General features: G+C 61.8%; 13 protein-coding genes. 3 read left to right on the top strand and 10 right to left on the bottom strand.

The features are described 5' to 3' along the window. Nucleotides 1-15: 15 nt before the first annotated feature. Nucleotides 16-2,526 carry a copper-exporting P-type ATPase CopA gene (gene copA, locus AC6I7J_RS14305; RefSeq protein WP_498007236.1) on the bottom strand — a complete coding sequence of 837 codons (2,511 nt, stop codon included), beginning with the start codon at nt 2,524-2,526 and terminating at the stop codon, nt 16-18. A gap of 95 nt (nt 2,527-2,621) precedes the next feature. On the opposite strand from copA, the gene cueR reads away from it, so the two are divergent. Next, complete coding sequence (gene cueR / locus AC6I7J_RS14300) at nt 2,622-3,038, top strand: Cu(I)-responsive transcriptional regulator (protein ID WP_021508642.1); 417 nt, start codon at nt 2,622-2,624, stop codon at nt 3,036-3,038. Here cueR and AC6I7J_RS14295 read toward each other — a convergent pair. From AC6I7J_RS14295 to tesA, 5 genes are all read right to left on the bottom strand, one after another. Continuing rightward, the gene (locus AC6I7J_RS14295) at nt 3,014-3,472 is read right to left on the bottom strand and encodes an NfeD family protein (protein ID WP_021508641.1); all 459 of its coding nucleotides are present in this window, start codon (nt 3,470-3,472) and stop codon (nt 3,014-3,016) included. The genes cueR and AC6I7J_RS14295 overlap by 25 nt on opposite strands. Next, a complete protein-coding gene (locus AC6I7J_RS14290) occupies nt 3,472-4,386 on the bottom strand; it encodes an SPFH domain-containing protein (RefSeq protein ID WP_498006007.1) in 915 nt (304 codons plus the stop codon). The genes AC6I7J_RS14295 and AC6I7J_RS14290 overlap by 1 nt, the downstream gene beginning before the upstream one ends. Before the next feature lie 64 nt (nt 4,387-4,450). Next, on the bottom strand, nt 4,451-5,305 hold the full coding sequence (locus AC6I7J_RS14285; protein ID WP_021508639.1) for a thioredoxin family protein: 855 nt from the start codon (nt 5,303-5,305) through the stop codon (nt 4,451-4,453). A gap of 79 nt (nt 5,306-5,384) precedes the next feature. Then, complete coding sequence (locus AC6I7J_RS14280) at nt 5,385-6,158, bottom strand: SDR family oxidoreductase (protein WP_104189081.1); 774 nt, start codon at nt 6,156-6,158, stop codon at nt 5,385-5,387. Between the two features lie 31 nt (nt 6,159-6,189). Further along, a complete protein-coding gene (gene tesA / locus AC6I7J_RS14275; protein WP_021508637.1) occupies nt 6,190-6,816 on the bottom strand; it encodes a multifunctional acyl-CoA thioesterase I/protease I/lysophospholipase L1 in 627 nt (208 codons plus the stop codon). Here tesA and ybbA point away from each other — a divergent pair. After that, a complete protein-coding gene (gene ybbA, locus AC6I7J_RS14270; protein ID WP_021508636.1) occupies nt 6,784-7,470 on the top strand; it encodes a putative ABC transporter ATP-binding protein YbbA in 687 nt (228 codons plus the stop codon). The genes tesA and ybbA overlap by 33 nt on opposite strands. After that, on the top strand, nt 7,467-9,884 hold the full coding sequence (gene ybbP / locus AC6I7J_RS14265; RefSeq protein ID WP_498006005.1) for a putative ABC transporter permease subunit YbbP: 2,418 nt from the start codon (nt 7,467-7,469) through the stop codon (nt 9,882-9,884). The genes ybbA and ybbP overlap by 4 nt, the downstream gene beginning before the upstream one ends. A gap of 262 nt (nt 9,885-10,146) precedes the next feature. On the opposite strand, the gene purK is transcribed toward ybbP, so the two are convergent. From purK to ppiB, 4 genes are all read right to left on the bottom strand, one after another. Then, the gene (gene purK / locus AC6I7J_RS14260; protein ID WP_498006003.1) at nt 10,147-11,211 is read right to left on the bottom strand and encodes a 5-(carboxyamino)imidazole ribonucleotide synthase; all 1,065 of its coding nucleotides are present in this window, start codon (nt 11,209-11,211) and stop codon (nt 10,147-10,149) included. Then, on the bottom strand, nt 11,208-11,717 hold the full coding sequence (purE, locus tag AC6I7J_RS14255; RefSeq protein WP_058769411.1) for a 5-(carboxyamino)imidazole ribonucleotide mutase: 510 nt from the start codon (nt 11,715-11,717) through the stop codon (nt 11,208-11,210). The genes purK and purE overlap by 4 nt, the downstream gene beginning before the upstream one ends. Nucleotides 11,718-11,850: 133 nt before the next feature. Then, entirely contained in the window at nt 11,851-12,567 is a 717-nt protein-coding gene (locus AC6I7J_RS14250; RefSeq protein ID WP_132465629.1) for a UDP-2,3-diacylglucosamine diphosphatase, read from the bottom strand. Next, entirely contained in the window at nt 12,567-13,061 is a 495-nt protein-coding gene (gene ppiB, locus AC6I7J_RS14245; protein ID WP_021508631.1) for a peptidylprolyl isomerase B, read from the bottom strand. The genes AC6I7J_RS14250 and ppiB overlap by 1 nt, the downstream gene beginning before the upstream one ends. Nucleotides 13,062-13,067 lie beyond the last annotated feature (6 nt).

Genomic DNA, 13,067 nt, shown 5'->3' with positions numbered 1-13,067 from the left:
ACAGGGCAGAGGTTGCTATTGCCGCTGCGCCGGTTTAAAGCGCAGCAAACGGTTAGCATTGCTCACCACAGTGATCGACGACAGCGCCATGGAGGCACCGGCGACGATGGGGCTGAGCAGCACGCCGGTAAACGGATAAAGTACGCCGGCAGCAATCGGAATGCCCAGGCTGTTATAGACAAAGGCACCCAGCAGATTCTGCCGCATATTGCGCAGCGTGGCGTTGGCCATCGCCAGCGCGTCGGCCACGCAGTGCAGATCGTTGCGCATCAGCGCCATCGCCGCGGTTTCAACCGCCACATCGCTGCCGCCGCCCATGGCGATCCCCACATCCGCCTGCGCCAGCGCCGGGGCGTCGTTGATGCCGTCGCCCACCATCACCACGCTGCGCCCCTGCTGTTGCAGCTGCGCTATCGCCTGCGCTTTACCGTCCGGCAGCACGCCAGCGATCACCTCATCAATGCCCGCTTCGGCAGCGATGGCTTCGGCAGTGGTCTGATGGTCACCGGTCAGCATGATCAGACGGTAGCCCAGCTGATGCAGCCGCTGTAGCGCCGCACGGCTCTCCGGACGCAGCTGGTCGCGCAGGGCGATCAGGCCCAGCAGCTGCTGCTGATCCGCCAGCAGCACCGGCGTGGCGCCCTGCGCGGCGAGTCGCGCAATATCCTGCTGTGCGGCGCGCAGGTCGATGTGCTGCTCTTCCAGCAGCGCCGCATTGCCCAGCAGCAGCGTTATGTCAGCGACAGTAGCACTCACGCCTTTGCCGCGTATTGTACGAAATTGCGCAACGCGGGCGTCGCTGACGGCCGGTGCGGCGGCGACGATGGCCTTCGCCAGCGGATGCCCCGATCCCAGCTCCAGCTGGGCGGCCGCCTGCAGTACCTGCTGACGATCCCAGTCGCCGTACAGCAGCACCTCGCTGACCTGCGGCGTACCCTGGGTCAGGGTGCCGGTTTTATCAAACACAATGGTGTCAACTTCGCTGGCCCGCTGCAGCGCATCGGCATCGCGCACCAGCACGCCCAGCTCGGCAGCGCGGCCGACGCCCGCGATCACCGACATCGGCGTGGCTAAACCCAGCGCGCACGGACAGGCGATAATCAGCACGGTGGTGACAATCACCAGCGTATAGGCCAGCTGCGGCTGCGGCCCGACAACATACCAGACCGCTCCGCTGAGCAGGGCAATCGCCACCACCACCGGCACAAACACCGCCGAGATGCGATCGGCCAGCCGGCCCATTTCCGGCTTGCTGCTCTGCGCCTGACGCACCAGATTGATAATACGGGCCAGCGTGGTATGGCTGCCGGTGGCGCGGGCGGTGAACTGTAGCGATCCGTCCTGCACCAGCGTCCCGGCATAAATCTTATCGCCAGGACGGCGCGACTGCGGCAGCGCTTCGCCGGTGAGCATCGCTTCATCAAGCCAGGCTTCGCCGCGGCTGACTTCGCCGTCCACCGGTACGCGATCGCCGGTCACCAGCTTCAGCATCATGCCCGGTGCGATTTCGCTCAGCGGCAGTTGCTTTTCCCCTTCAGCGGTGATCACGCAGGCCTGCGCCGGGGTTAAATCCAGCAGCCGCTCCAGCGCCTGTGAGGCGCGCTGGCGCGCGCGCTGTTCCAGCGCATGGCCGAGGTTAATCAGGCCGATGATCATCACGCTGGCTTCAAAATAAAGGTGGCGCGCCTGCGGCGGGAAAAATGCCGGCCACAGTGCGACGCTCATCGAGTAGATCCAGGCCGCACCGGTACCGAGCGCCACCAGCGTGTCCATGGTGGCGGTAGCATGACGCAGGCTGCGCCACGCGCTGCGATAGAAGTGGCCGCCGGCAAGCACCATCACCGCCAGCGTGACGGCACCGAGCACGCGCCAGAGCGTCTGATTGCTGTCGTTAAGCATCATGTGATCGCCGAGCATGCCCCAGACCATCATCGGCACGCCGACGATCAGCGCCAGCGCCGCCTGCCAGCTAAAGCGGCGCATCGCCTGCTGTGCGCTGACCTGCTGGCGCTCGCGCCGGGTTTGTTCATCTTCGATCACTTCCGCAGAATAACCTGCCTCGTCTACGGCGCTGACCAGCGCTGAGGGTACGGCATCGCCCAGCACCAGCGCGCTGCGCTCACCCAGATTGACGCGCGCCTGGCTCACGCCGGGCACTTTCTGTAACGCCTGCTCGACGCGGCTGACACAGCTGGCGCAGCTCATTCCGCCTATCAGCAGATGGTGCACCGCAAGATTCTCTTCTGCCGGCTGCGACTCCGTTGTCAGCGCCTCCGGCTGCGGCTCCTGAGCTGGCAACGGATCAGGCTTTGGGCTGGACGCCTCATTTTTCAGCGTGGCGTGATAACCAGCCTGCTCAACGGTGGCAATCAGATCGCTGGCGCTGGCTGCGCCGGTGACGCGCGCTTCCTGCTGCGTTACCTCGGCCTGTTCCACATCGCTGCGCTGCTCCAGCGCCTCTTTAACGCGTTTAACACAGTGGCCACAGGACAAGCCGTCCAGAGCCAGTAATTGTGTGTGTGACATCATCAACTCCTCGTTTATCAGGTTTGACTCGCTGCAAGGTTTGCATTAGTTATAAAGCCTAAACCTTCCATTCAGGGGAAGGTCAAGGGGCAGAGATGAACATCAGCGATGTAGCAAAAAAAACCGGGCTGACCAGCAAAGCGATTCGTTTTTACGAACAGAAAGGGGTGGTTACGCCGCCGTTACGCAGTGACAACGGCTATCGCAGTTATGGCGCGCACCATCTGGATGAGCTCAATTTTCTGCGCCAGGCGCGGCAGGTGGGCTTCACGCTCGAGGAGTGCCGCGAACTGGTCGCACTGTTTAATAATCCGGCGCGCCACAGTGCCGATGTTAAAGCGCGCACCCTGCAGAAGGCGGATGAGATCGCGGCGCATATTGAAGAGCTGCACGCGATGCGCGCGCGTCTGCTGGAACTGGCTGCAGCCTGCCCGGGCGATGACGGTGCCGAATGTCCCATCATCAATCACCTGGCGGGCTGCGGTCATCAGGAGGGCGGCAAACGCGGCTGAATCAGCAGCGTGATGCCTGACACGCCGGTCACGATCACCGGCGTGCCCGCCGGCAAATCTTCCTGCGCCTGCACGCGCCAGCTGCTGTCACCAATGCGCACATGACCGACGCCGTCTTTTAACGCACTGTCTAACGTCAGGTGCTGGCCAATCAACTGGCTGCCGCGCTGATTGAGTGTATTGGGCTGCTGCGCACTTTCGCGAAAGCGCATCCAGCGATACCAGAAAAACACGCACAGCAGCGTCAGGGCGGCGAACAACATGCCCTGGCTGGTCCACGAGAACGGAAATAGCCACTCAATGATCCCGACCAGCACCGCCGCCACGCCGCTCCACAGCAGGTAACCGCTGGTGCCGAGCATCTCCGCAGCCAGCAGTAAACCGCCCAGCGTGAGCCAGAACCAGTGCGGATGCGCAATCAGCTCCATCAGCATCACGGTTTGCGCTCCTGACGTCTCTCTTTCAGCAGCTCGCTGATACCGGCCACCGAGCCGAGCAGGCTGCTGGCGTCGAGCGGCATCATCACCACTTTGCTATTATTCGCTTCGCCAATTTTTTGCAGGGCATCGGTGTATTTCTGCGCCACAAAGTAATTAATCGCCTGGATATCCCCGGCAGAGATGGCTTCTGACACCATCCGCGTGGCGTTGGCCTCGGCTTCGGCCTGACGCTCGCGCGCTTCCGCCTGCAAAAAGGCGGAGGTACGTTCGCCTTCCGCTTTAAGGATTTGCGACTGCTTATCGCCCTCGGCGCGCAGGATGGCCGCCTGGCGTACGCCTTCGGCGGCGAGGATATCGGCGCGTTTGGTACGCTCAGCCTTCATCTGCGCGTTCATGGCCGCTATCAGTTCCTGCGGCGGGCGCACGTCGCGGATTTCAATACGGGTGATTTTTACCCCCCACGGATTGGTCGCTTCATCCACAATGTGCAGCAGGCGGGTATTAATGTTATCGCGCTGCGACAGCATCTCATCCAGCTCCATGCCGCCGAGCACGGTGCGGATATTGGTCATGGTGAGGTTGATGATGGCCAGCTCAAGATTGCTGACTTCATAAGCGGCGCGCGCCGAATCCACCACCTGAATAAAGCACACTGCGTCGATGGTGACGTTGGCGTTATCTTTGGAGATGATCTCCTGCGAGGGAATATCGAGGACCTGCTCCATCATATTGATCCGGCGACCAATACGATCCATGAACGGCACGACTAAATTCAGACCGGGCGGCAACGTTTTGGTGTAGCGGCCAAAGCGCTCCACCGTCCACTGGTAGCCCTGTGGCACAATTTTGACACCGGCCCACACGGTAACCAGCGCGAGCACGATGATGACGGGAATCACTGTTAACATATAACCTCCTGGCTGTCAGATTGTCGGGCCGAGTCGCTTCGGCCCGTTTACCGCGCGGTACCGGTCAGTACAGCAGCGAGTAGAGCTGGCGACGATAGCGCGAGGCGAGGGCATCGCCGGTGCCGAGGGCCGCCAGAATCTCCTGGAACATTTTGCGCACTTCGCCGTCACCGGCGCTGAGATCGCGCTTCAGAAAACCTAACAACAGCTCCAGCGCTTCTTCATTGCGGCCCACCTGATGCAGCTGTAACGCAAGTTTAGCAGCCAGACCGGCGTTGTCCGGTTCGCTTGCCATCTGCTCCTGCAGCTGCTGGATCTCCGGCGTGTCGGCGGCCTGTTTCAGCAGGTCGATTTGCGAAATCAGGCTCTGATAGCGCGTATCCTGATCCTGCAACGGCACCACAGCCAGCACCGCTTCGGCTTCTTCGCTGCGGTTCAGGGTGATCAGGACTTCTGCCAGCAGAAAACCGATTTCACTGTTCTGATTGCTCAGCTGCCAGGCGTCTTTCAGCAGCGGTAGCGCATCCAGCGGCTTGCCTTCCTGCATCAGCTGCATCGCCTGCTGCGCCTTTAACTCCTCTTCACGCGGCAGGACTTTCTCCAGCAGCGCGCGAATTGCCTCTTCCGGCTGCGGGCCCTGGAAGCCATCGACCGGCTGGCCGTTCTGGAACAGGTAGACGGTCGGCAGAGAGCGCAGACCAAACTGCGATGCCACCAGCTGCTCTTTATCGCAATCCAGCTTCGCCAGAATAAACTGGCCGGCGTACTCCTGTGCCAGACGTTCCAGCACCGGCGTCAGCTGCTGGCAGTGCTGGCTGCGCTCCGACCAGAAGTAGAACAGTACCGGCAGCTGCATTGATTGCTCCAGCGTCTGCTGCAGGTTGGATTCGTTGATGTCGATAATCAAAGCGTGTGACATGAATACGTCTCTTGGCAGAAAGTGTGTTGAGGATATGGGGGCAAACGCCCCGGCTTCAAGTTCAATTCCGGCTTGCAGTTTAGTTACTGCGTAAAATGCGATCCAGCATCCAGCCCGGCAGCAGTCGTTTGAGCAGACTCATCGCCCAGGCGACCAGCGTCACCGGATAGCGCAGGCGCGGATGTTTACTCTCCAGCGCATGCCGCAGTTTCGGCAGAATCGCCTCCGGTGGCAGGCTAAAGCGCGCGGCGATACCGGGGTTGCGCACGGGCTTGTCGCGTTCGCCCTGCTGCACGTTTTCGGTAAACCGGGTGGTAATCGGGCCCGGCTCAATCAGGCTGACGCGCACGCCGCTGTGGCGCACTTCCATGCGCAGCGCATCGCTCCACGCCTCCAGCGCCCATTTACTGGCGGCATAAGCGCCGCGGCCCGGCGTGGAAATCAGGCCGAGCACCGAGCTGGTGTTGATAATCCGCCCGTCGCCGCTATTTTGCAGCGCCGGCAACAGGCGCAGCGTCAGCTGGTGGGTGCCAAAAAAGTTGGTGGAGAATTGCTGCTCCAGCTGCTGACGCGACACGCTGGTCAGCGGACCGTACTGGCCGAAGCCGCCGTTATTGAACAGCCCGTGCAGGCAGTGATCGGTGAGGTCCAGCACGCGATCGGCGGCGGCATCCACGCTGGCCGGATCGTCAAGATCCAGCTGGATGCCGGTGAAGCCGAGCTCATCCATGCGCGCCACATCGTCGGCGCGGCGACAGGCGGCCAGCACGCGATAGCCGCGCGCCAGCAGATCGTTGGCCGCCACCAGACCGATGCCGCTGGAGCAGCCGGTTATTAATACAGACTTTTGCATATCTTTACCTGTCATTGGGCTCGTCGCGGCGTTAATCATGCTTAACTAGCGGAGCCAGTTGCTCAGCCATCAGGTTGGCGATGAACGGCTGCGCATCCGGATTGGGGTGAATACCGTCCTGCTGCATCCACTCCGGCTTCAGATAAACCTGCTCCATAAAGAACGGTACCAGCGGAATATGATACTGCTGCGCGAGGCGCGGATAGAGCGCGCTGAACGCGTCGGTGTAGCGTCGGCCATAATTAGCCGGCAGACGAATTTGCATCAGCAGCGGCTGGGCGTTAGCGGCTTTGACCTGATCGATAATTTTACTCAGATCCTGCGCGATGTTTTGCGGCGGGAAGCCGCGCAGCCCATCGTTACCGCCCAATTCGATTAACACCCACTGCGGCTGATGCTGTTTTAATAGGCCCGGCAACCGCGCCAGCCCCTGACCGGCGGTATCACCGCTGATGCTGGCGTTAACCACTTTGGGCTGCTGTTGCCAGGTTTTGTCGAGCAGGCTCGGCCAGGCGGCGGTGGCGGACATGCGATAGCCGGCACTCAGGCTATCGCCGAGAATCAGCAGGGTATCGGCGGCGGCGATGCGCGACACCAGCAGCAGCAATAACAACAGGAAGGAATAATGCCAGCGGAAAACATTGTTGCAGTTCATCATCTTACTAAGTCCGTCGGTCAGGGAGAGCATCAGCTGACCATCCTTACCGGAGTTGAGCTGGTTGTCAAACCAGCCGAGACGCTGGCGCTGATCGGCGAGTCGGGATCCGGGAAATCCACCCTGCTGGGTATTCTCGCCGGACTGGATGATGGCAGCAGCGGCGAAGTGCATCTGCTGGGCCAGCCGCTGCACCAGATGAACGAAGAGCAGCGCGCCGCGTTACGTGCGCGTGAGGTCGGCTTTGTGTTTCAGTCCTTTATGCTGGTGCCCACGCTCAACGCGCTGGAGAACGTGCAGCTTCCGGCACTGCTGCGCGGAGACAGCGATCGCGACAGTCGCGCGCAGGCCACTGAATTACTGACGCAGCTCGGACTGAAAGATCGTCTGCACCATCTGCCGGCCCAGCTCTCCGGCGGCGAACAGCAGCGCGTGGCGCTGGCACGCGCCTTCAGCGGCCGTCCCGGCCTGCTGTTTGCCGATGAGCCGACCGGTAACCTCGATCGCAAAACCGGCGATCGCATCGCCGATCTGCTGTTTTCGCTCAACCGCGATTTCGCCACCACGCTGATTCTGGTGACGCACGATGAGCAGCTGGCGGCACGCTGCGATCGTCGCCTGCGGCTGCGCGACGGCAAGCTGTGGGAGGAAGCATGATCTGGCGCTGGTTCTGGCGCGAGTGGCGTTCGCCCTCGCTGCTGATTGTCTGGCTGGCGCTGACGCTGGCGGTGGCCTGCGTGCTGGCTCTGGGCTCCATTAGCGATCGCATGGAGAAAGGGCTGAGCCAGCAGAGCCGTGACTTTATGGCCGGCGACCGCACGCTGCGCAGCAGTAAACCGGCACCGGATGCGTGGCTGGACAAAGCGCGCGAAGAGGGGCTGGCGGTCAGCCGGCAGCTCAGCTTTATGACCATGACCTTTGCGCAGGAGACGCCGCAGCTGGCCGATGTCAAAGCGGTCGATGATGCGTACCCGATGTTCGGCACCCTGCAGACGGATCCGCCCGGCCTGCGTCCGGTGGCCGGAACGGTGCTGGCCGCACCGCGTCTGCTGGCGCTGCTTAACCTTAAGGTCGGTGACCGCATTGACGTGGGCGATACCACGCTGCGCATTGCCGGCGAAGTGATTCAGGAGCCGGACGGCGGATTTAATCCGTTTCAGACGGCGCCACGTTTGCTGATGAACCTTGCTGACGTGGAGAAAACCGGCGCCATCCAGCCCGGTAGCCGGCTGAGCTGGCGCTATAAGTTCTCCGGCGAGGCGGCACCGCTGGCGCGCTATGATCGCTGGATTCAGCCGCAGTTGCAGGCCGGCGAGCGCTGGATCAGCGTGGAGAATTCCGAGGATGCGCTGGGCCGCTCAATGCAGCGTGCGCAGCAGTTCCTGCTGCTCTCGGCGCTGTTAACCCTGCTGCTGGCGATTGCCGCAGTGGCCGTCGCCATGAGTCATTACTGCCGCAGCCGTTACGATCTGGTGGCGGTGCTGAAAACGCTGGGCGCCACGCGTAAATCGCTGCAGCGGCTGATTATCGGTCAGTGGCTGGCCGTGCTGCTGCTGGCGGCCATCGCTGGCAGTGCGCTGGGGCAGGGCATTGAAGTCGCGCTGCTGATAATGCTTAAACCGGTGCTGCCCGCCGCTTTACCGGCTGCCAGCGTCTGGCCGTGGCTGTGGGCGATTGGCGCGCTGGTGGTGATCTCGCTGCTGGTCGGGTTGCGTCCGTACCGTCTGCTGATGGCCACACAGCCGCTGCGCGTGCTGCGTCGTGATGCGGTAGCCACACTGTGGCCGCTGCGTATTTATCTGCCGGTGATGGCGCTGGTGGTGGTAGCGCTCCTTGCGCTGCTGATGGGCGGCAGCAAAATGCTGTGGGCGCTGCTGGCTGGCGTGGTGATGCTGGCACTGCTGCTGGCGCTGCTCGGCTGGGGCACGCTCCTGCTGCTGCGCAGACTGGTGGTGCGTAATCTGGCGCTGCGCCTGGCGATCAACCGTCTGCTGCGTCAGCCAGCCATGACGCTCAGCCAGCTGGCGGCATTTTCGCTCTCCTTTATGCTGCTGGCGTTATTGCTGGTGCTGCGCGGCGATCTGCTCGATCGCTGGCAGCAGCAATTACCGGCGGATGCGCCCAACTATTTTCTGCTCAATCTGACCCAGCAGCAGGTGCCGCAGGTAGACGAGTTCCTGCGGCAGCATCAGGTTAACGCCGGTACCTTCTATCCGATCGTGCGGGCAAGGCTCACTGAGCTGAACGGCAAGCCGGCCGATCCCAACCTGGATAACGCGCTGAATCGCGAGCTTAATCTGACGTGGCAGGCGGAGCGTCCGGATCACAATCCGCTGGTGGCCGGCAGCTGGCCGCCGAAAGCCGGTGAAGTCTCGATGGAGGTCGAGCTGGCCGATCGTCTGGGCGTCAGGCTCGGCGACAGGCTGACATTTAGCGGCGATACGCAGCAGTTCAGTGCGACGATCACCAGTCTGCGCAAGGTCGACTGGGAGAGCCTGCGGCCAAACTTCTTCTTTATCTTCCCGCCGGGCGCGCTCGATCAGCAGCCACAAACCTGGCTGACCAGCTTCCGCATGGCTAACGATCCCGCGCTTCTGGCGCAGCTTAACCGCGCGTTCCCGACGCTGAGCCTGCTGGATGTCGGCAGCATGCTGAAGCAGATTGGACAGGTGCTGGCGCAGGTGAGTCAGGCGCTGGAGATCATGGTGATCCTGGTGACGGTTTGCGGTGTGTTGCTGCTGCTGGCGCAGATCCAGGTCGGCATGCGCCAGCGCCGGCAGGAGCTGGTGGTGTATCGCACGCTCGGTGCCAGCCAGCGCCTGCTGCGCGGTACGCTGTGGTGTGAGTTTGCGCTGCTTGGCGTGGTCGCGGGAATCGCGGCGGCGCTGGGGGCGGAAGCGGCACTGTGGGGACTTCAGCGTAAGATTTTTGATTTCCCGTGGCAGCCGGACTGGACGCTGTGGCTGGCGCTGCCGCTGTGTGGCGCGGCATTGCTGTCGCTGTGCGGCGGCTGGCTGGGTGTCCGCTTACTGAAGGGGAAAGCGCTGTTCAGGCGGTTTGATGCTGCCTGATGCCCTCACCCCAGCCCTCTCCCACGGGAGAGGGAGCCGATCGAGCCCGTATGCGTGATTCTGCACTTCAGAACGTTAAGGTGAGTGTCAAACTGAAAAATCGCAGCGCATGGTTCCCTCTCCCACGGGAGAGGGAGCCGATCGAGCCCGTATGAGTGATTCTGCACTTCAGAACGTTCAGGTGAGCGTCAAACGGAAAAATCGCACCATATAATCCCCTCTCCCTGTGGGAGAGGGCAAGGGTGAGGGGAACACCGCGGAACTACAGCTTCGCCACGGCCCACGCAATGCCGCTCGCATAGGCGTCAGGCAGCAGCGGTACCAGCGCATTGAGTGCGGCGGTGAGGCGTGCCGGATCGCTGTCGGTCAGATTCAGGTGGCCGACCTTACGTCCGGCGCGGACTTCTTTGTCGTACCAGTGCAGATGCACCAGCGGCTGCTGCAGCCAGTCGGTATTGAGGTCGGTGCCAATCAGGTTGACCATCACCGACGGCGCAAACATCACCGGCTGCGGCAGCGGCAGACCGAGCACCGCACGCAGGTGCAGTTCAAACTGGCTGATTGAGGCGCCATTCTGTGTCCAGTGGCCACTGTTGTGCACGCGCGGTGCCAGCTCATTGATCAGCAAGCCATGCGGTGTGACGAAACACTCCATCGCCATCACGCCCACATACTTCAGCTCATGCATGATCGCGCTCAGCATCGCTTCTGCCTGCTGCTGTTGCGCGGCATCAGCCTGCGGGAAGGCAACACTGGTGCGCAGAATGCCGTCCTGATGCAGGTTGTGCGTCAGCGGATAAAACACCGTGCGGCCATCGTGCCCGCGCGCGCCCACCAGCGAGACTTCACCGCTGAAGTTAATACCCTGCTCAACGATGCACTCGCCGTAGCACTCATCCGGCAGCGTTGCGGTTTCGTCGGCGCGCAGGCGCCACTGACCGCGGCCGTCGTAGCCGCCGGTGCGGCGCTTGACGATCGCCAGCTCGCCCAGCGTGCTAAATACCGCCGGCCACTCGCTTTTATCAGCCAGCAACTGCCACGGTGCGGTTGCCAGGTTGAGTTGGTCGAGCAGCTGCTTTTGCGTCAGGCGATCGGCGAGGCGCGGAAAAATATCGCGGTTGACGAACGCCGGATGGTTAGCCAGCTCGCGCGTCAGCGCGGTTTCCGGCCAGCGCTCGATTTCCGCCGTAATCACGCTTTGCGCGATCGGTAGTGCCGACGGCTCCGCGTCCAGCCCGACCGGATACACGGCGATGCCCAGCGGCTCGCCGGCCTGGCGCAGCATGCGGCCCAGCTGACCGTTGCCGAGTACGCAAACTGGCTTCATGCGTCCTCCCGCGGATCCGGATTATTCAGCACTTCATCGGTCTGGCTCTGACGCCAGGCGGCCAGGCGTGCAGCCAGCTCGCGATCGTGAATCGCCAGGATCTGCGCCGCCAGCAGTGCGGCGTTGGCGGCACCGGCTTTACCGATGGCCAGCGTACCGACCGGAATCCCGCGCGGCATCTGCACGATGGAGTAGAGGCTGTCCACGCCGCTCAGCGCTGCACTCTGTACCGGTACGCCCAGCACCGGCAGCAGGGTTTTCGCCGCCAGCATGCCTGGCAGGTGCGCCGCACCGCCGGCACCGGCGATGATCACCTGAAAACCGTTGTCGGCTGCGCGCTCTGCAAAGCTGAACAGCTTATCTGGCGTACGGTGCGCAGAGACCACTTCAACGTGGAACGGGACATCCAGGCTGTTAAGGATTTCCTCGGCGAACTGCATGGTAGCCCAGTCACTTTTGGAACCCATGACGATGGCGATACGGGCCGGGGCGGCGTTGGATGACATGCGGTCAACTCCTGTGAATAATCAAACGAACCTGGCCGGGCGGGCAGGTAAAGAAGGGCACAGAGAATAGCACGAGACAGCGGCAAGGAAAACGGTTGCGTGGGCGGAAAACCGGCATTTCCGCCGCAAACAATCAGAAAGGAAATTCGATCAACTGCACGCCCTGTGCGTCCAGCTGAATCATCGATCCGCGCTCATGCCACGCGCCCAGCACCGCGCGTTGCGCAGGCGTGCCGGCGAGCTCGAACTGATGAATCGCCGGACGATGGGTGTGGCCGTGAATCAGGATCGGCACCTGCTGGCGCGTCATCGCCGCGGCTACCGCCTGCGGGTTGACGTCCATGATGCTCAGTGACTTGTGCTGGTTGGCCTGCTTGCTGTCGGCCCGCATCCGCGCGGCAATGCGCATGCGCAGACGTAACGGCAGCGCGAGAAACAGCCGCTGCAGCCAGCGCTGATGCACTTTGGCACGAAAACGCTGATAACCGTGATCGTCAGTACATAGCGTGTCGCCGTGCATCATCAGCACGCGCTGACCATAGCGCTCCAGCACCTGCTCTTCGGGCAGCAGCGTCATACCGCTGGCGCGGGCGAACTGTTGACCTAACAGGAAGTCGCGATTGCCGTGAATGAAGAATTTGGGTACCGGCAGGGCACGCAGGGCGTCGGCGATCTGCTGATGCAGCGGATTAGGATCGTCATCGCCAATCCAGGCTTCAAACAGATCGCCAAGGATGTAAAGCGCATCACACTGCTGCGCTTCCCGCTGCAAAAAATGCAGAAAACCGGCAGTGATTGCCGGTTCTTCCTGACACAGATGTAAATCTGCGATAAACAGCGTGCGCGACATTACTCGCTGACGGTCACTTTCTGGATGATCACGTCATCAACCGGCACGTCCTGGTGCATGCCGCTGCGGCCGGTTTTCACTGCTTTGATTTTTTCGACCACGTCCATGCCTTCAACCACTTCGGCAAACACGCAGTAACCCCAGCCCTGCAGGCTTTCGTCACGGAAGTTCAGGAAATCGTTATCGGCAACGTTGATGAAGAACTGTGCGGTAGCCGAGTGAGGTGCCTGGGTACGCGCCATCGCCAGCGTGCCTTTGGTATTTTTCAGGCCGTTGTTGGCTTCGTTGCGGATGTCTGCTTTGGTGGCTTTCTGCTTCATGCCAGGCTCGAAACCGCCGCCCTGAATCATGAAACCGTTGATCACGCGGTGAAAAATGGTGTTGTCGTAGAAACCTTCACGGCAGTAGTCCAGGAAGTTCTGTACGGTAGCCGGCGCTTTGTCATCGAAGGTTTTGATTACGATATCGCCATGGTTCGTCTGGAAAGTGACCATTATATT

Source organism: Type-C symbiont of Plautia stali, assembly GCF_059730935.1.
This window is presented reverse-complemented; position numbering and strand designations above follow the sequence as displayed.